Source organism: Cognatishimia activa (genome assembly GCF_001458335.1).
GTDB lineage: Bacteria > Pseudomonadota > Alphaproteobacteria > Rhodobacterales > Rhodobacteraceae > Cognatishimia > Cognatishimia activa.
On the sequence record NZ_CYTO01000024.1, the window covers coordinates 693,919 to 712,442 of the forward strand.

Here is an 18,524-nt window from a genome sequence, read left to right on the forward strand (position 1 = left end):
ATGCAGGTTTTTACCCCCACATTCAGCACCGTTCGTTGTCATTAGCGACCCTTAAACAGGCCGCCCAGAATGCCGCGTACGATCTTGCGACCGGTGGTGCCTGTCAGTTCTTTGACCACCATTTTCGTCATTTGCTCGCCAAAGCTCTTTTGCGTGCGGCGCGACGTTGACCGGCTTGAAGAACGCCCCACACGAGATCCGCTGTAGCGACGTGCCGATGAATATTCCCGCGCCGCGACGGTCATTTCTTCTTCCTCCGCCTCAAGGCGTTCCGCTTCTGCGGCTGCTTTTTCAGCGCGGGATTTCAGGATTTCAAAGGCGGATTTACGATCAACCTTTACTGCATATTTGGCATCCAAGTCGCTGGTATTGATCACTTCTTTGCGTTTGGCGTCAGAGATTGGTCCCAGCTTAGAGGATGGTGGCCGGATCAAGGTCCGCTCGACCACACTTGGGATACCTTTCTTCAGCAAGGTTGATGTCACCGCCTCACCAACGCCGACTTCGCGAATGGCTTCCTCGGTCGAGAACCGCGGATTGTCGCGATACGTCTCTGCTGCCATACGCAGGTTTTTACGATCCCTTGCAGTGAACGCGCGCAATGCGTGCTGCACGCGGTTACCCAACTGGCCAAGAATATCTTCGGGCACATCCGCAGGGCTTTGGGTGATGAAATAGACACCGACACCTTTAGAGCGGATCAGACGCGCCACCTGCTCGACCTTGTCGACCAATGCCTTTGGGGCATCCTCAAACAGCAGATGGGCCTCATCAAAGAAAAAGACGAGTTTTGGTTTGTCGGGATCCCCCACTTCGGGCAGGTCTTCAAACAACTCGCTCAGCAGCCACAGAAGGAAAGTCGCATATAAGCGCGGGGATGACATCAGCTTGTCTGCCGCCAGAATGTTCACTTGCCCGCGCCCATTGCCGTCCGTGCGAATAAGATCGCTCAACTCTAGCGCAGGTTCACCAAAGAACCCGGTGGCTCCTTGGTTTTCGAGCACCATCAACCGACGTTGGATCGCGCCGATGGATTGCACAGAAATATTGCCATAGCGCAGCGACAGGTCTTGGCGATTTTCGCCCAACCAAACGAGTAAGGATTGCAGATCTTTGAGATCAAGGAGCGGGAGCCCCTCTTCATCCGCGACCCGGAACGCGATGTTCAGGATACCTTCTTGAGCTTCAGACAGCTCTAACAAACGTGAAATCAGTAAGGGTCCCATTTCAGAGACTGTGGTGCGGATCGGGTGGCCCTTTTCGCCGAATAGATCCCAGAATGTGACCGGGAAGTCTTCGTAGATGTAGTCGGCAAAGCCAATCTTTTCGGCGCGGCTTGTGAAAGCCTCATGCAGTTTGAAATCCGCGCTTCCTGCTGCGGCGAGACCCGAAAGGTCCCCTTTCACATCGGCCATAAAAACCGGGACACCGGCATTTGAAAACCCTTCCGCAAGGATCTGAAGGGTGACGGTTTTGCCGGTCCCGGTCGCCCCCGCAATCAAGCCGTGCCGGTTGGCGTATTTCAAATTCAGGAATTGTTTCGTGGCGTAGTCTTCGCCGCCGCCGCCAAGGAAAATTGAATTGTCCACGATCCGTCCCTTTTGTGATTCATTCGGTTTTTGCCGTTTGGGAAAGGTTACGGATTTATTGTCTAAGTGCCAATGCGCGCGGCGTTTTTTATCAATCTGATAGTAGAGGCACCAAGAGTCGGGGGCTTTTTTCCTAGGAAAGACAAATTGTGAAGAAAAAACGACCGTTTACCGTTGACCGGTGCAAAGATTCGTCCTAGCGTCCGGGGCATAAAATAAGTCGGCCAGTCCGACGGGGAGAAAACGGATTAAGGGGCCTTCGGGCTCCTTTTTCTATGTCGGCTTTTAAGTCGGCGTAATTGTCCACGGATTGGATGAGCAAATTCTCGCAAGAATTGGCCATTGCTCATAAATTCAAAAATGACACTCCCGCCCCAACGTGGTAATTGCGCCTTGAGACTTTAATCATTTGGGGGCGTTATGCTCAAAACTATCCAGACAATTGCCATTGCAGCAGCGTTCGCCGCTCCGACATTCGTTTTGGCACAGGATCAGGCACCAGCCACTGAAGAGCAGGCACCTACGACAACCGAAGAACAGCCGACTTCAGAGGCACCCAGCGATCTGGCGACGGGCCAGCCGGTGGAACCTGAAGTCACAAGCGAGACATTTGGCGATTGGACAGTGAATTGTCAGCAATTGGGTGAGCAAGAGCGTTGCCAGATGTACCAGCTTCTGCGCGACTCTCAGAACAATCCAGTGGTTGAGGTAAACCTGTTTCGGGTGGCTGGACAACCACAGGTATTTGCTGGCGGCACAATCGTCGCGCCTCTTGAGACGTTGCTAACGCCGCAGCTTACCATTTCCATCGATCAAGCACCGGGTAAGCGCTATCCATTCGCATTCTGCATGCCGAACGGGTGTGTGTCCCGTATCGGACTGACTGAGGACGACGTGAACGGTTACAAGCGTGGCAATTCTGCGTCTGTGACAATCGTTCCAGTGCAAGCACCAGATCAGACGGTGTCGGTCAACATGTCGCTGACTGGCTTCACGAAGGCATTTGATCGCCTTCCGTAAGCTACGCTGATGGCAGAATCCAAAAAGGGCTTCCAATTGGGAGCCCTTTTCGTTTCGATATATGATTTTGCTTAAACCGCGCGAAGCGCGAGAACAGCGTTTAATCCGCCAAAGGCAAAGGCATTAGACAATACTGCGTCCACCTTCGCCTCGCGTGCTTCATTGGGCACAACGTCCAGCGCACATTCTGGATCCGGTTCCTCATAACCTACGGTGGGTGCGATAACGCCCTCTTTGAGCGCCATAATGCAGGCCAGCAGCTCGACAGCACCGGTGCCGCCGATCAAATGCCCGTGCATAGACTTGGTAGAGCTGATCATCAGGTTGTCCGCATGCGGCCCAAAGACATCAGCCACCGCTGCACATTCGGTTTTGTCATTGGCGGCAGTGCCAGTTCCATGTGCGTTGATATAGCCAACATCAGACGCGTTTAGTTTCGCGTCCGCCAACGCACCGGAAATCGCCCGCGCTGCACCCTGTTTAGAAGGCATCACAATATCTGCGGCGTCAGAGCTCATGGCGAAACCCGCAACTTCTGCCAAGATCTCAGCACCACGGGCTTTGGCATGCTCATATTCTTCAAACACAAAGACACCAGCGCCTTCGCCCTGCACCATTCCGTTGCGGTTGGCCGAGAACGGGCGGCATCCGTCTTTGGACATCACGCGCAGACCTTCCCAGGCTTTGACACCACCAAAGCAAAGCATGCTTTCAGCGCCGCCCGTGACCATTGCAGGTGCCATTCCACAACGCACCAGTTGGAATGCTTGGGCCATCGCGTGGTTCGAGCTCGCGCAGGCGGTTGCTACGGTGAAGGACGGGCCTTTGAGATTGAACTCCATCGAAATATGGCTCGCCGCAGCGTTGTTCATCAGCTTTGGCACCACAAAAGGATGCACGCGGTTTTTGCCATCTTCATAGACAGTTCGATAATTTTCATCGAGTGTCTGCATGCCTCCGCCGGAAGTGCCCATAACAACGCCCGCTTTGGCGGCGAGTTCACCGCTGAAGGACAAGCCTGATTGCGCAATCGCTTCCCGCGCGGCCACTAGGGCGAATTGGGTAAAACGGTCATACAGAGCCATTTGCTGGCGATTGAACAGACCTTCGGTCTCAAACCCATGCACCTGACCGCCGATCTTGATCGCCAAACGATCCACATCGCGCACGTCCATGGGGCCGATGCCGCATTTGCCCTCTTTCATCGCCGTCCATGTGTCGGCGACATTATGGCCAAGGGCGTTGATCGTCCCTGCCCCGGTAATGACAACTCGCTTCATCGGATTACTTCTCTTAGATCCACAGCGCTGGCGCGTTAGGCCTGCTCGGCCACAAGTTTTTCGATGCCTGCAATGATCGTCGCCACAGAAGAGATGTCAAAATCGCTCTCTGTGGGTTCATTGGCGTTAAAGGGCACGGAAATATCAAACGCTTCTTCAATGGCAAAAATGCTCTCAACCAGACCGAGGCTATCAATGCCCAGATCTTCTAGCGTGCTTTCCATTGTCACGTCAGACGGCTCTAGCACAGCCTGTTCTGCAATGATCTCAATGATCTTGTCTTTGACGCTCATCAGTCATTCCTTTCGCCAGACTTGCGCTTTGATTTAGTCTTTCGACGAACGATTTAAAATAGCTTTCTTTAAGTCACTGACGTCTTTGGCAAGACGCGAAAGCCTGCGCAAGCCTTTATAGGCCTCAATATGTGTTTCCATTTTCATGGCTGGATAGCCCAACATCGCGCGACCTGAAGGCACGTTTGAGAGCACCATGGTGCCCGCCCCGGTGATGACATTGTCACCAACCTTTAGGTTGTCACCCACGCCGGTCTGCCCGCCGAGCACGGTATTATTACCAATTTGTGTAGATCCTGCGACACCGACTTGACCACAGAGCAAAGAATTCGTGCCAATCACCACGTTATGTCCAATTTGAACAAGATTGTCGATCTTGGTGCCGTCGCCAATCCGAGTATCCCGGATCGTGCCACGGTCGATGGTTGTGTTTGCGCCGACCTCAACATTATCGCCAATGTGAACGGAACCCACGCTGTGAATGCGCACCCAGCTCTGGCTGTCGGCCGTCACTTCTTGGCCCAGGGTTTCACGCGCAGTTTCGACGTGGCTCTTTTCGGGCGTCACAAAGGAAAAGCCATCGCCACCAATGCGTGCGCCTGATTGGCACCAGAAGTTCTCGCCGATCTGAACCCGTGCAAGAAGGCTGACATTGTCGCGCAGGACCGCGCCTGCACCCAGTGTTACGTCGATTCCGACAAAGCATTGCGCTCCGATCTGGGCATTGTCGCCGATCTTTGCACCTGCTTCGATCACGGTCATTGGGCCGATGCTGACGCCTTTACCCAGTTCTGCTGCAGGATCGACAACGGCACTTGGATGAATGCCCGGTTGCAGCCCGTGCCCTAAATCAAAGGTCTTGGTCAGGGTCGTCATCGCAAACCGCGCACGCGGAACGGTGATGGCTGCCTCAAGCCCCATTGCTTGCCAATCCGCACCGTCCCAAAGTACCGCTGCACGCGCTTTTCCTTGAGTGATGCCCTCGGCAAATTTCGGGTTGAGCGCCAAAGCTAGGTCATGAACGCCAGCATCCGCTGGTTCCGCCAGACGCTTCACCAAAATATCAGAAGCCCCAAAGGCTTGCGCCCCTAGAGCTTCTGCAATCACTTGAATGGAATGTGCCATTTCACCCCCAGAACTTGGGGGACTGTTTACCCGCGAACCGCGCGCAAGACCACCCCTTCGTTCGCGAGCGCTTTCCAGATCTTTGCATCACGGCCATAGATGTCACGGCGGTATTGCATTGGGCCTTTCGCTTTTGTGAAAGCGGTGCGGTAAATGATGTGGACTGGAACTTGTTTCTCCAGCGGCACAGTCGTTTCGCGGCCAGTATCTAGATGGCGATGGAACTCGCCTTTCGGATTGCTGCTTTGCTTGGCCAGCAACGTGTAGGCAAACTCGAACGGTTTGTGCAGGCGGATACAGCCATGGCTATATGCGCGGGTCTCACGAGAGAATAAGTTTTTCGCTGGCGTGTCATGTAGATAGATGTTGTACCTGTTCGGGAACATGAACTTTACCAAACCCAAAGCATTGGAACGGCTTGGCGCCTGCTTGATATTGAACGGGAAGCTAGACTTGGTGAATTGTGTGAAATCCACACTATCCCGGCTTACAGTGCGACCCCGTGAATCCACCAGTTTCAAATGCGAAACAGCGTTCGGGTTTTTCTGCAGCATCGGCAGGTATTCTTTGGTGGCAATCGAGCGCGGTACGTTCCATGTCGGGTTGATCACCATGTGCTCCATGGTGTCAGAGAATTCAGGGCTTACCCGATCACTCTTGGTTGCGCCAATGACGGTACGCGTACGGAACGTCTCTTTGCCATTGTCCATAATGACCGCAGAGTAATCCGTCAGGTTGACCAACACGTGACGTTTCCCGCGCCCCTCAGGACGGTTGTTCCAGCGTTCACGCTCCAGTGCGACAAGAACAGATTGCAGACGGGATTCCGCAGATTTGTTCACCTCTTTCAACGTGGTCTTGCCGGCGACGCCATCTGCGTTCAAACCATGCGCCAGTTGGAATTGCTGAACGGCTTTTTGCAGATTGCTGTCAAAGCTTTGGGAAGAACTGCGCTTCATAAAGCCCATCTTGATCAGGCGATTGCGAAGCTGCACCACCGCTGGGCCGGACGCACCAGGCTCAAGCTTGCTTGCTTTTACCGTCTCGCCATAGCCGCCCTTGCCGAGCAATTTCTCCAGCTGCAGCTTCTCTTTCATGAGACGCGTATATTCTGGCGTCTTTGGGGTCAGAGATTTGATGTAGTTGCGCGGAGAGCTTTTGGCGAAGTTCGCCAGATATGCTTTTCGGTCCCGATAAGGCACCTGGCGCACAATATTCTGATCCACACGCTTGGGTGTCAGCATCCCTGTCTGGATGTCTCGGGCATAACGCACAAAAGTTTTAGAGAGGGCGACTTCGACACGACCCAAATCGCGATTGGTTTTTGCAGCCTTTAGCTGCGCCTTAAGACCATCCACATCATAGCGCTTCGCGCTTAGTCCGTGATAGCTGGCATTCTCAAGCGCGGCGAACAGAGCTTTACGACGTTCTCTTGGCTTATTGCCCTTCCCAGTCCAGATTGGCTCATAACCAGCCTCTCTATAGAAAGCCGCTACATCCGAATCCTTGGCCGCAGATTCGGCGACAGATTGTTTAAAAGCCGTGACCTGTGCGACGCTTGGCGTCCCTGCAAACCCGGTAAATACAACAATAGAAAGAACAGCCAGCGCCTTAGGTAGTCCTCGGTAACCACGCATTTTCAAAGTCCTTAACTCGCACCTGCAATTTTTTGCTTTATTTTTATTCAAGGCTTAAGGGGAAAAGTCCATTCACATTTTCCTGAAAAAACAGATCATTTTGTGTCTGGTGCATCCCTGCACCGCATTAACTTGTGATTAACAATTTAAGCTGCTTTCACAAATATGCGCAAAATTCCGCGCAAATTCTTCACCTTAGCACCTTCGGGAAATCTTTTGCTTGGTCGACGAATCAACCTGTGACATAAGAAGCGCACATCTGGGGATAACATACTCATGCAAAGTCATGAGGCAGGTAGGCGACGGGACAGGCGCAGAAACTATGACGACCGAGGGCTCTTTGAGCATTTCGCGGCGTGGCATACTAGGTGCATTTGCAGCTACGGCCATCACAGCCGCACCCACATTCTCCAATGCAGCAGGCTTCTTGCGCGGTGGTGGCGATATTCGCCGTCTTCGCATGTATTCCGGTCGAACCGGTGAAAGCATCGATACCATTTACTGGATTGAAGGCGATTACATTAAAGAAGCCGTTAAAGAAATTAATTACTTCATGCGGGATTGGCGCACCAATGGTGTGAAATCCATCGACACCCGCACGATCGACATCATGGCCGCGTCCCACAATCTGTTGGATGCCAATAAGCCTTATATGATGTTGTCTGGCTATCGCAGCCCGCAGACCAACAATATGCTACGCTCCCGCTCTCGCGGTGTGGCGAAGAACTCTTTGCATATGAAGGGCCAAGCGGTGGATCTGCGTTTGGGTGATCGCTCTGTCGGTCAAATTGCCAAAGCAGCAGCAGCGTGCCGCGCTGGTGGTGTTGGTCGCTATTCCGGTTCTAATTTCGTGCATATGGATTGCGGTCCGGTTCGGACTTGGGGACGTTAAGGTCACCCAATCTGTAAATCAGGCGCCTACGGGCGCCTTTTTTGTTTCTTAAGTTTCCACCGCGGGCAAAGCCTCCAACTCATCCTCGCTGAACAATCGTGAGCGGGTCAGGAACCGTTTCTCACGCCCATTGTCCAAGCTGAACATGCCACCGCGCCCATCCACCGCGTCCAATATCAACTGCGTGTGCTTCCACGCTTCAAATTGAGGGCCGGAGATATAGACCTCCGCGCCGTCGATCTCTCCCAATTTCACATCGCTGCTTCCAATGTAGAAATCCCCTACCTGGTAGCACATGGGCGAAGACCCATCGCAGCAGCCACCGGATTGATGAAACAAGACATCACCGTGATCGGCGCGGATCTCATTTAACAGAGCGCGCGCGGCATCGGTCGCGCTGACACGCACGCCAGCCATTGCGCCATCAGGAAGCGCGTCATCCGTTGCGCAAACAATTTTGGTATTCATCCAAGATGCTCCTCTCATCTTTGATAAGATGTCCCGGCGACCCGTGCCGCCGAGACCAGAGCGGGCTTTAGAAGAAGCCCAGTTTGTTTGGATTGTAGCTCACCAGCATGTTTTTGGTCTGCTGGTAGTGATCAAGCATCATCTTATGGGTCTCGCGACCAATACCTGATTGCTTATAGCCACCAAATGCGGCGTGGGCTGGGTAGAGGTGGTAGCAGTTCGTCCAAACCCGGCCCGCTTTGATGTTGCGTCCAAAGCGGTAGCAGGTGTTTGCATCCCGGCTCCACACCCCTGCCCCAAGGCCATAAAGCGTGTCATTTGCGATCTCTAGCGCCTCATCTTCATCCTTAAACGTGGTCACAGAAACGACCGGGCCAAAGATCTCTTCCTGAAAGACCCGCATCTTGTTGTGGCCCTTCAGGATGGTTGGCTGGATGTAATTGCCGCCAGAAAGTTCGCCGCCGAAATCAGCAGCGCCGCCACCGGTCAACACTTCCGCGCCTTCCTGGCGACCGATGTCGAAGTAAGACAGGATCTTCTCTTGTTGTTCAGAGGACGCCTGCGCGCCCATCATCACACCGTCGGCACGCGGGTCACCGGTGACAATGGCTTGGGTGCGTTCGATACAGCGAGCGATGAACTCGTCATAGATATCTTCATGGATCAGCGCGCGAGATGGGCAAGTACAGACTTCGCCTTGGTTCAGCGCGAACATCACAAAGCCTTCGATGGCCTTGTCCAAGAACGCATCGTCTTCCCGCATGACGTCTTTGTGGAAGACGTTCGGGGATTTGCCGCCAAGCTCTAGTGTCACCGGAATAAGGTTCTCGGTGGCATATTGCATGATCAGACGACCGGTGGTGGTTTCACCGGTGAACGCGATCTTGGCTATACGGTTGGATTGTGCCAGTGGTTTACCTGCTTCAAGACCAAAACCGTTCACAATATTCAGCACGCCTGCTGGCAGCGCATCCGCGATCAGTTCCGCCCAGACCATGATGGTGGCTGGCGTTTGCTCTGCAGGCTTGATCACCACAGCGTTGCCCGCCGCAAGTGCCGGCGCAAGTTTCCAAGCGGCCATCAAAAGCGGGAAGTTCCACGGGATGATTTGCCCGACAACGCCCAGTGGTTCGTGGAAGTGATAGGCGACCGTGTCATCGTCCAACTCACCCATGGTGCCTTCTTGCGCCCGCACACAAGATGCGAAATAGCGGAAGTGGTCTATGGCAAGCGGCAAATCCGCTGCCATTGTTTCACGGATGGCTTTACCGTTGTCCCAAGTCTCACAGGTCGCCAGAAGCTCTAGGTTGTCTTCCATAATGTCTGCGATTTTGAGCAGCGCATTGGCGCGGTCTGTCACTGACGTGCGCGCCCAGCCGTCTTTTGCCGCATGGGCCGCATCCAACGCCTTTTCGATGTCAGACGCATCAGAACGGGCGATCTGGTTGATCACTGCCCCGGTGACCGGCGTGGTGTTGTCAAAATACTGACCGTTGTTAGGCGGCACAAATTGGCCACCAATGAAGTTGTCGTATTTTGATTTAAATGGGGATGTGAATGCAGATTGCAGGTCTGTCATTTCGTTCATGGTTTTCTCCTCCTATAACGTGAGGAAGAGTTAGCGATGATGGAGGACTGGGCTCTAGTGGGTGCAAGCGGCCCGATCTGCAACCTGTCTCAGTCCCGAGACAAGCCGCGTTGATTTAGTGCCCGTCGCGCGCCAATCCCAGGCGTTTCATACGGCGATATAGCGTTGCACGGCCAATGCCCAATGCTTTTGCTGCTTCAGACATATTGCCGCCAGCGCGCGTGATTGCTTTGACAAGGGCTGCCTTTTCACCTCGCTCAAATCCCTGGTGCGTGCCTTCACCCACAAAAAGGTCCGTCGCCGCCACAGGGGTCACAGTTCCCGAGAGTTTCCAGCCAAACAATTTACGTGCCGCGCGGGTTGCACCGACAATGACATCGTCGCCATTCACCGCCACCAGAGCGTTCTGTTCGTTTTTGCTTTCACCAGCAATCACAATGCGGTCCTTGGAAAATGTGCTGCGGAAGGTTTCTGCTTCGATCTGACGCGCGGTTTGTGCAACGGTCGCTGAGATGAGCTTGTTGAACCCTTCCGTCTGATCTGCACGGGCAGAGGATACATCCAGCGCGCCAACAAGTTCGCCATTCGCGCCATAGATTGGGCTGTCGATACAGCTCATAGCCGTGTTCTTTGCCATGAAATGCTGATCGCGGTGCACAATCAGGTGGCGTTCTTCCACCAAGCAGGTGCCAATGCCATTGGTCCCTTCACGGTGCTCGCTCCAGTTCGCGCCAGCCTGCAGGCCCCAGCTTGCGAAATACGGCGCATCCGCATCGCTGCAACGCTGATCAAGGATCACACCATCGGTGTCGGTCAGAACCACGGTGCACCCGGAGCTGCCCACCAGACTGAAAAGATGGTCCAACTGAGAGGTCGCAGCGCTGCGCAAGAGCCCTGCCCGCTCTTGGCGTTCGCTTAGTTCAGACGCCGTCTCTAAGACTGGAATGTCTTGCGTTGCTGGGTCTAGCCCATGGCGTTCCATGGACCGACGCCAAGACGCTGCAATCCGGCTGCGCGCCGCGGATTGCGAAGATTCCATCGTTGCTAGAACTTTATCGCTGTGTCGCATGGCGTTGGTTCTACCTCAGTTCCTCCCGAAAGTCCTGAGATATTCGCATAGGAATGCAGCGGGTCGTGTCATCATGCGCTGCATCGGCAGGCATTTGTCTCAGAAGTGAGACAGTTTGTGAGACAATCATTAACGGATTATGAACTTAGGGTTTTGTCCCGGCGATTGACCAAAACGATCCCGGCAATCACGCAGACCGCGCCTGCAACCAAAGACAGCGTGATGCTCTCACCCAAAAACAGAACTGCCAAGATGCTCCCGAAAATCGGCATGAGGTGAATGAACTGACCGCCCTGCTCGGGTCCAATGACGCTGATCCCATAGGACCAAAGCAAAAAGCCAAGGGCGGAAGGCAGGATCGCGATGTATAGGATCGCCAGCACCATATCGCGGTTCATTTGCGGTGGCTCGATGCCGCGCACCAACAGAAGCGCCAGCATCATAACAAGCGCTACGATGATGCTTGCAACCAAACTGACGGTTTGAGGCACGTTGACGGGGTTTGATCGCAGTATCAGCGTGTACCATGCCCAGATGAGGACAGCGCCCAGCATCCACACTTTGCCGGCATCAATTGCAAAGAGCGACGCGCCCGCCCCGCCACCCGACAGGATCAGAACAATCGCGCCCACAAGTGAAACAAGCAAACCTGTAATTTGAGCCACTGTGGGCCTGAACCCATTCCAAACCATACCGCCCGCAACCGTTGCGACTGGCGCGAGCGCGGTGATGAGAAGGCAGTTTACCGCGGCGGTCAGTGACAGGGCCTCATAAGCCATGGTGTGAAAGGCGGCGATGCCTGTGAAGCCCAACAACGTAATTTTGAGCCAAGACTGAAGCAAAGCCTTTCGATGCGTAATGAGCCCGCGAAACGTGAATGGAAGCAAAACCCCAAGACTTATGATCCAACGAATGGTGTTTAATTCCAAAGGCGCAATATCATCGCGGATGGCGCGTCCAGCAATGAAGTTGCCTGACCAAAACAGCGCTGCCAGAACAAGGGCAGTTGCCGCAGCGCGGGTTTGGTGTTGCGGTGCAATCTTCATAAACGGACTTTCAATGTCTGAGCGCGATGGTTGAAAGTAAGTCTTTCATACGCCGCCGCCTCACTCCCCTTTAGCTATGCCATCATACTACCATTGAGAAAAGACTTAATGCGTGTCTGCACATGTCGGGTCAAAATGCAGAAACGCGCTTTTTGGGCAATTATTCAACATGTCTCACAGTTTGTTGAGAATCATTCTCAAGTTTGTTGACTTTGAGAATGGTTCTCAATATCAAAGTCTCAAATAGGCCCGAAATGCGATTGAGTCGCAAAATGCATATCTGCAAAGGATCCAGAAACGATGCCGGTCAAACCGAACCTCTTATCTGCAACGGCGCTTGTGGCGGCTTTGTCTGCGACGTCAGCGCTGGCAGACATTACTGTTTACGCGACGACGGGATATCTGGGCGACGCAGTCGCAAAAATCGCGCCAAATGCGGATGTCATCACGATGGTTGGCCCCGGCGGCGACCCGCATACCTACCAACCTTCCACGAAAGACATTCAGACGATTCAGCGTGCAGATGCCGTTGTTTGGAATGGCCTTTACCTCGAAGCGCGTATGGAATCCCTATTGAAAGGTCTTGGCGACAAAGCGCTTGCGACTGGCGAGCTTCTGCCCGCGGCGATGTTGCTGCCATGGGACGATGATTTGAGCGACCCCCATGTGTGGAACAGCCCCACCGCATGGGCTTCAATCGTCGGACATGTGGCCGACCATCTGAGCGAAATTGATCCAAAAAACGCCGACGCATATGTCGCGAACGCTAAGGCGTATATCAAGGAAATCCGCAAAGCTGATGCGGATGCCACTGAAATGCTTGCGTCCGTTCCTGCTGAAAACCGTATCCTGATCACCGGTCACGATGCGTTTGAGTACTTTGGGGACACCTACGGGTTTGAAGTGCTGGCGACTGACTTTGTTTCAACCGAGGCAGAGATGAGCCCTGCGCAGTTGGCTGATTTGGCAAAATACATTGCCGACAATAAAATCCCGACTATTTTTCAGGATAACCAAGCCAACCCGCAGGCCATTGTCAGCTTGCAAGAAGCGGTTCAAGCCCTTGGTTGGAAAGTAGAAATCTCCGGCGACGAGCTGTTTGCAGACTCTCTTGGCGCAGAAGCAGACGTTGATGAATATCTAGAAGCGTTCACCCACAATGTCACCGCAGTCGCGGCCGCTTTGGGTCAGTCACAAGGAAACTAAGATGACGTCGACGCCCCTCGCCTGTGAGAGTCAGGACCTCTCTGTCGTTTACCGCGACGAGCCGGTCCTGCGGCACGTGAATTTCCGCGTTCCGACGGGTAGCGTGATGGGCATTGTCGGGCCAAATGGCGCGGGCAAGTCAACCCTGATCAAGGCGATGCTTGGGCTGGTGAAACCACTCACAGGTCATGCGACTTTCTTTGGTCAACCCTTTGGCGACGTGCGCAAGCGCGTTGGCTATATGCCGCAATCTGCCAGTGTGGACTGGGACTTTCCGACGACTGTGATCGACCTCGCTGTGATGGGCACTTACGGGGAGCTTGGCTGGATCCGGCGGCCGGGCAAAGCTGAGCGGGCGCGTGCAATGGCTGCGCTTGAGATGACAGGTATGCAGGATTTCGCGTCCCGCCAAATCGGTGAACTTTCAGGTGGCCAAAGACAGCGGGCCTTTTTAGCACGCGCATTGGTGCAAGCGCCGGATCTCTATTTCATGGACGAGCCCTTCCAAGGGATCGACGCCAAGAGCCAACAGGCAATGATTGAGGTCCTAAAAGACCTGAGCGCGCAAGGCAAAACCATCGTGATCGTGCATCACCATTTGGCCAGCGTTCTGGATTTCTGCGATCACGTGACCTTGCTCAATAAACGCATCATCGCATCAGGTCCGGGACCAGAGACGTTCACCAAAGACAATATCCGTATGGCTTATGAGGCCAGCGATGGTGCCGAAGCTTTCTTGGCTGAGGCTGGATAGTCACCACATGGATCCGGTCGAGTTCTTTAGCAATCACATATTCCGCATGGTGTTCTTGGGAACCACCGTGATCGGACTTGTGGCCGGTGCGTTGGGGGCTTTTGCTTACTTGCGCAAACAATCCTTGATCAGTGATGTGATCGGCCACGCAGCCCTGCCCGGCGCGTTATTGGCTTTTCTGGCAGCGGTGACGATGTTTGGCGTCAATGGACGCAGTATGTTGTTGCTTGTGATTGGGGCAGTGATCACCGGCACCCTTGCGGCGCTTTTCGCCAATACCATTGCGGCGCGCACCAAGGTCGCCATCGATACGGCCATGGCGATTTCGATGACGACGTTCTTTGGCTTCGGCATGCTGTTGTTGCGATTCATCACAAATAACCCGTTCCCCGGTAAGGGCGGCATTCAGGATTATCTGTTTGGCAACGCGGCAAGCATCACCCGCGCCGACTTAACCACAAGCATCGCCGTTGGTGCGCTGGCAATGGGGCTGATGGTGGTCTTTTGGAAGGAATTCACGCTGCGCAGTTTTGATCCGGTACTGTCGACCATGTTGGGTTTTAAGGCGCGGATCATCGACACACTCATGTTTACGACGATTGTGATTGCCATCGTGATTGGCGTGAAAGCGGTCGGCTTTGTGTTGATGGTCGCATTTGTCGTCACCCCACCGGCAGCGGCACGGCAATGGACGAACACCTTGCCCGGCATGGTCATGCTCTCAGGCTTGATCGGTGGCCTGGGCAGCGGGTTTGGCGCATATCTTTCGATTTCCTTAGGCAATGTGCCGACAGGTCCTGTGATTGTGCTGGTTCTGTTTGCGATTCTTTTGTTTTCCCTTCTGGCTTCCCCGAAACGCAGCGTGGTGATCACAGCTTTGCGTCGCATGCGCGCGCGGCGTGCATTGAAACAGGAACTGATCAGCGAAGGGAGCACTCGATGAGCTATATTCTTGGGGTTGTCCTGTTGGCCTGCACCACCGCATTGACTTGTGCATTGCCCGGTGTGTTCGTCGTCTTACGCAAGCATTCCATGATTGTGGATGGGATCTCTCATGCTGTCCTGCCGGGCATTATCATCGGTTTCGCAATTGTCGGAGATCTGGACTCGCCCGTGCTGATCCTTGGCGCGGCAGTCACGGGATTGCTCGTGGTGCTTGGCAATGAATGGCTGACCGAAACAGGGCTGCTTGCAGGCGATGCGCCGCAAGGTCTTATTTTCCCATCTCTTTTTGCGGTTGGCATCCTGATGGTGTCCATGGATTTCCAGCATGTCCACCTTGATACCCATGTGGCGCTTGTAGGTGATATGAATCTCGCTGCGGTGATCCCGTTGACGGTGGGCGGCGTGAATATCGGACCTGAATACCTCTATGTCATGTTGGGTTTGCTGCTTTTGAACGCTGGCTTTATCGCCGTCTTTTCCCGTGCGCTGAAAATCACAACCTTTGCCCGGCAGTTTGCGGAAATCCTTGGGATAAGGACCCGCCTGCTCAACACAGCATTTATGTTTTTGGTGTCTGTAACGGTTGTGGCCGCTTTTAACGCGGTTGGTGCGATCCTGGTGATTTCGCTTCTCGTCGTCCCGGCCGCAACGGCGCAGCTGATCAGCACGCGCCTGTCGGTAATGTTTGCTTTGACGGCGGCGATCGCGATTATTGGTGCGCTTGCTGGATTTTGGATCGCCTATGTTCTTGACACAGGTACCTCCGCGGCGATGGCGGTGTTTTATGGAGTGCTTTTTGTGGCTGTTGCTGTAGCAGAAAGAACTGCCACCCGCCTACGGCGCAATCGGCATCAGGATGTCAAATCGGAAGAGACCTCGGCAACACTGGTAAGATCCGCCTCCGTGCGGTAGGTCTTTGGTGCAAGTACCGATGCAAAAGGCATAAATCGTAATCATGTCAGACACTTTCGCCGCGACCCACCCGGAAGACCCACACCGTTTGGGACGCAGTCATTGGCTCCGTGCCGCGGTCCTCGGGGCGACGGACGGCATTGTTTCGATCTCTTCGCTTTTGATTGGCGTGGCCGCGGCTGTATCCACAGCAGATATCGTTTTGGCGACGGGTTTTGCAGGGGTTGTCGCAGGCGCAATGTCTATTGCAGCGAGTGAATATATCTCGGTTTCTTCGCAGGCAGACATTGAACAAGCGGAAATCGAACGGGAAAAGCTGGCGTTGGAACGCGATCCTGAAGGCGAACTCGCAGAAATGGCGGCCATCTGGCGCGCCCGTGGGTTAAGTGCTGAAACCGCAGATCAGGTGGCGCATGAGCTCACTCAAAACGGTGTTCTCGAAGCGCATTTGCGTGACGAAGTTGGTTTGTTGGAGCTGCACTCCGCCAGCCCAAAACGGGCGGCCATGGCATCTGGCTCCGCTTTTGCCTGTGCTGCGCTGTTGCCCTTAGCAGCGGCGCTGCTTGCGCCGGCAGGACTTATTGTTTCCTGGGTTTTGGTGGCGACCCTGATTGCATTGCTGGCCTTGGGTGCGTTGGGGGCATGGACCGGCGGCGCGCCTATTGTTCCGGCGATGATCAGAACCGCCCTATGGGGCGCAGTGGCTATGGCCGCGACCTTCTTAGCGGGATCGCTTGTCGGCGGGATATTCGTCTAGCGTCTTCGTGTTAGACTAATTTTTAGGAAGGAAATGGCGCGCTCCGTAGGAGAATGTTCGAACTCTCTGTTCGACGTTCTTGAAGAGTGGGAACGCCATCTCCGCGCAATTGAAAGCTCCAACACCGTAACCCAAGACAACGATCCGGGGTGCGGTGATGAGCATTTCGGAACGTGATTTCAATACGGTAGCAGCCGCCTCCCCCAAGAAACGGGATGCCCCCTTCTCGCTGCGTCTAAGCTTCGAGGAAAAGACCGAGCTAGCGAAGATGGCAGCGGGCGAACCTCTTGGCGCGTATATCAAGGCTGTTCTTTTCGATGAGGCGCGAACTGGCGTGCGCCGCAGCAAAACGCCTGCCCGCGAGGGTCAGGCTGTAGGGCGCGCTCTGGGCGATCTTGGTAAAAGCCGTCTGTCGCAGAACCTAAACCAGCTTGCCAAAGCGGTGAACATGGGCGCTCTGCCTGTTACCCCAGAAACTGAAGCCGAGATTCAAGATGCTTGCCGCGCTGTGAAGGACATGCGCGATGCGTTGATGGATGCCCTCAAGGATGGAGGCGCGCCATGATCCTCAAAGCCAAAGAACGCGGCAATGCACGCCAACTCGCAAGCTATCTGCTCTCGATGCGGGATAACGAACATGTCGAGTTGCATGATATGCGCGGGTTCGTCAGCGATGATCTAAACGAGGCCTTCGAAGAGCTGGATGCCATTGCAGGTCAAACCAAGTGCAAAAAGCACCTATTCTCCATGAGTCTGAACCCGCCCGAAGGGGCGCAAGTCAGCCGCGAAGATTTCGAGCGGGCTGTTGCTAGAATCGAGCGTAAACTCGAACTGGACGACCACGCCCGTGCCCTGGTTTTCCATGAGAAGGACGGACGGCGACATGCACATGCTGTCTGGAGCCGTATCAATACCGACGAGATGCGGGCAAAGAACATGAGCTTTTACAAGCAGAAGCTTATGGATGTGTCGCGCGATCTCTACCTTGAACATGGTTGGGACATGCCGAAGGGCATGATCGACCGCTCCATGCGCAACCCGCTGAACTATTCGCGGAGCGAATGGCAACAAGCGCAGCTCTCCAAGCAAGACCCGAAGTTGATCAAGGCGGCTATTCAGGAGTGCTGGAAGAACTCTGACGGCACAGATGCACTTAAAGCCGCGCTGGAAGAAAAAGGCTTCTTCCTTGCGCAAGGGGATCGGCGCGGCGTGGTCGCGGTTGATGTACGCGGCGAGACGTTCTCGCTCTCGCGCTGGTCTGGCGTGAAGGCCAAGGATGTTCGTGAGCGCATCCCCGATGCCGACTTTTTGCCATCCGTGCAGGACACCAAAACCCATATCGCCAGCCGCATGACTGATAAGCTGAAGACCTACATTCGCGAGGTTGATGACGGCTATAAGCGCGCCTCGCCTGCTATCGAGCACAAGCGCCAGCAGATGAAGGCGCGTCATGGCGAAGAGCGCAAAGCTGAATACGCCCGCATTGCCGAGCGCGAAAAACGCGAACAACTGGCACGTGCCGCACGTCTGCCCAAAGGATTCAGCGGAGTATGGAGCCGCATTACGGGCAAGCTTTCGAAGATCAAAGACCAGAATGAGATGGAGGCTTTGCGTTCATGGCAACGTGACCGCGCCGAAAAAGACAAGCTGGTGGCGCGTCAACTTGATGAGCGTCAGCGTCTGCAAGACGCCGTTCGAAAAATGCGCGAGACCCGCGCCCAGGAAATCATGCAAATCCGTAAGGAGATTGCGGCCTACGTCGCCATGAAGCGTGGCGACATCCCGAGTCTCGCCAAACGTACCCAAAGCGAAGAGCAAGCCAAGACAAAGATGCGCGAGCGTAGTCGTCAGGGCGCTGATCGCCAGCGTCAGCGGCAACGCGAACGCACCCGAGGGCGCGGCGATGATCGAGGCCGAGAATTTTAACCCAAACGATAAGGAGG

Annotated in this window: 19 protein-coding genes; 10 read left to right on the plus strand and 9 right to left on the minus strand. The window is 54.5% G+C overall.

Translation table 11 applies throughout. From position 1 onward, the window contains the following. Positions 1 to 41: 41 nt before the first annotated feature. Positions 42 to 1,589 carry a helicase HerA-like domain-containing protein gene (locus TA5113_RS14470; RefSeq protein WP_058316123.1) on the minus strand — a complete coding sequence of 516 codons (1,548 nt, stop codon included), beginning with the start codon at positions 1,587 to 1,589 and terminating at the stop codon, positions 42 to 44. Between the two features lie 420 nt (positions 1,590 to 2,009). Between TA5113_RS14470 and TA5113_RS14475 the strand changes: the two genes are divergently transcribed. Continuing rightward, entirely contained in the window at positions 2,010 to 2,609 is a 600-nt protein-coding gene (locus tag TA5113_RS14475) for an invasion associated locus B family protein (protein WP_058316122.1), read from the plus strand. A gap of 71 nt (positions 2,610 to 2,680) precedes the next feature. On the opposite strand, the gene TA5113_RS14480 is transcribed toward TA5113_RS14475, so the two are convergent. The 4 genes from TA5113_RS14480 to TA5113_RS14495 are packed head-to-tail and all read right to left on the minus strand — an operon-like array spanning position 2,681 to position 6,944. Further along, positions 2,681 to 3,889 carry a beta-ketoacyl-[acyl-carrier-protein] synthase family protein gene (locus tag TA5113_RS14480; RefSeq protein WP_058316121.1) on the minus strand — a complete coding sequence of 403 codons (1,209 nt, stop codon included), beginning with the start codon at positions 3,887 to 3,889 and terminating at the stop codon, positions 2,681 to 2,683. Between the two features lie 35 nt (positions 3,890 to 3,924). After that, positions 3,925 to 4,182, minus strand: a complete 258-nt coding sequence (locus TA5113_RS14485) for an acyl carrier protein (RefSeq protein WP_058316120.1) — start codon at positions 4,180 to 4,182, stop codon at positions 3,925 to 3,927. Between the two features lie 33 nt (positions 4,183 to 4,215). Continuing rightward, positions 4,216 to 5,307 (minus strand): UDP-3-O-(3-hydroxymyristoyl)glucosamine N-acyltransferase, encoded by a 1,092-nt coding sequence (locus tag TA5113_RS14490; protein ID WP_058316119.1) that lies wholly within the window; start codon positions 5,305 to 5,307, stop codon positions 4,216 to 4,218. 26 nt (positions 5,308 to 5,333) lie between these two features. Next, a complete protein-coding gene (locus TA5113_RS14495; RefSeq protein WP_058316118.1) occupies positions 5,334 to 6,944 on the minus strand; it encodes a L,D-transpeptidase family protein in 1,611 nt (536 codons plus the stop codon). A 322-nt stretch (positions 6,945 to 7,266) separates the two neighbouring features. On the opposite strand from TA5113_RS14495, the gene mepK reads away from it, so the two are divergent. Continuing rightward, entirely contained in the window at positions 7,267 to 7,836 is a 570-nt protein-coding gene (mepK, locus tag TA5113_RS14500; protein ID WP_058316117.1) for a peptidoglycan L,D-endopeptidase MepK, read from the plus strand. Positions 7,837 to 7,884: 48 nt separating this feature from the next. On the opposite strand, the gene TA5113_RS14505 is transcribed toward mepK, so the two are convergent. The 4 genes from TA5113_RS14505 to TA5113_RS14520 all read right to left on the minus strand — a co-directional run bounded on the left by TA5113_RS14505 (position 7,885) and on the right by TA5113_RS14520 (position 12,007). Next, positions 7,885 to 8,253 carry a DUF779 domain-containing protein gene (locus TA5113_RS14505; protein ID WP_058316173.1) on the minus strand — a complete coding sequence of 123 codons (369 nt, stop codon included), beginning with the start codon at positions 8,251 to 8,253 and terminating at the stop codon, positions 7,885 to 7,887. Positions 8,254 to 8,371: 118 nt separating this feature from the next. Next, positions 8,372 to 9,892, minus strand: coding sequence for an aldehyde dehydrogenase (adh, locus tag TA5113_RS14510; protein WP_058316116.1), 1,521 nt, complete (start codon positions 9,890 to 9,892; stop codon positions 8,372 to 8,374). Between the two features lie 115 nt (positions 9,893 to 10,007). Then, positions 10,008 to 10,961: a helix-turn-helix domain-containing protein gene (locus TA5113_RS14515; protein ID WP_181949474.1), complete on the minus strand. Its 954-nt coding sequence runs from the start codon at positions 10,959 to 10,961 to the stop codon at positions 10,008 to 10,010. A 137-nt stretch (positions 10,962 to 11,098) separates the two neighbouring features. Then, the gene (locus tag TA5113_RS14520) at positions 11,099 to 12,007 is read right to left on the minus strand and encodes a DMT family transporter (protein ID WP_058316115.1); all 909 of its coding nucleotides are present in this window, start codon (positions 12,005 to 12,007) and stop codon (positions 11,099 to 11,101) included. A gap of 300 nt (positions 12,008 to 12,307) precedes the next feature. Here TA5113_RS14520 and TA5113_RS14525 point away from each other — a divergent pair, with 300 nt between their 5' ends. From TA5113_RS14525 to TA5113_RS14555, 8 genes are read left to right on the plus strand one after another with little or no spacing between them, the layout of a single operon-like run. After that, on the plus strand, positions 12,308 to 13,213 hold the full coding sequence (locus TA5113_RS14525) for a metal ABC transporter substrate-binding protein (protein ID WP_058316114.1): 906 nt from the start codon (positions 12,308 to 12,310) through the stop codon (positions 13,211 to 13,213). 1 nt (position 13,214) lies between these two features. Continuing rightward, positions 13,215 to 13,967: a metal ABC transporter ATP-binding protein gene (locus tag TA5113_RS14530; RefSeq protein WP_058316113.1), complete on the plus strand. Its 753-nt coding sequence runs from the start codon at positions 13,215 to 13,217 to the stop codon at positions 13,965 to 13,967. After that, positions 13,933 to 14,910 carry a metal ABC transporter permease gene (locus tag TA5113_RS14535; protein ID WP_220387212.1) on the plus strand — a complete coding sequence of 326 codons (978 nt, stop codon included), beginning with the start codon at positions 13,933 to 13,935 and terminating at the stop codon, positions 14,908 to 14,910. The genes TA5113_RS14530 and TA5113_RS14535 overlap by 35 nt, the downstream gene beginning before the upstream one ends. Continuing rightward, a complete protein-coding gene (locus TA5113_RS14540; RefSeq protein ID WP_058316782.1) occupies positions 14,907 to 15,824 on the plus strand; it encodes a metal ABC transporter permease in 918 nt (305 codons plus the stop codon). The genes TA5113_RS14535 and TA5113_RS14540 overlap by 4 nt, the downstream gene beginning before the upstream one ends. Before the next feature lie 43 nt (positions 15,825 to 15,867). Next, positions 15,868 to 16,581, plus strand: a complete 714-nt coding sequence (locus TA5113_RS14545; protein WP_058316110.1) for a VIT1/CCC1 transporter family protein — start codon at positions 15,868 to 15,870, stop codon at positions 16,579 to 16,581. Positions 16,582 to 16,614: 33 nt separating this feature from the next. Continuing rightward, positions 16,615 to 16,758, plus strand: coding sequence for a hypothetical protein (locus tag TA5113_RS17105; protein WP_220387213.1), 144 nt, complete (start codon positions 16,615 to 16,617; stop codon positions 16,756 to 16,758). Continuing rightward, the gene (locus TA5113_RS14550; RefSeq protein ID WP_058316783.1) at positions 16,739 to 17,146 is read left to right on the plus strand and encodes a hypothetical protein; all 408 of its coding nucleotides are present in this window, start codon (positions 16,739 to 16,741) and stop codon (positions 17,144 to 17,146) included. The genes TA5113_RS17105 and TA5113_RS14550 overlap by 20 nt, the downstream gene beginning before the upstream one ends. Continuing rightward, on the plus strand, positions 17,143 to 18,507 hold the full coding sequence (locus tag TA5113_RS14555) for a relaxase/mobilization nuclease domain-containing protein (RefSeq protein ID WP_181949475.1): 1,365 nt from the start codon (positions 17,143 to 17,145) through the stop codon (positions 18,505 to 18,507). The genes TA5113_RS14550 and TA5113_RS14555 overlap by 4 nt, the downstream gene beginning before the upstream one ends. Positions 18,508 to 18,524: the final 17 nt, after the last annotated feature.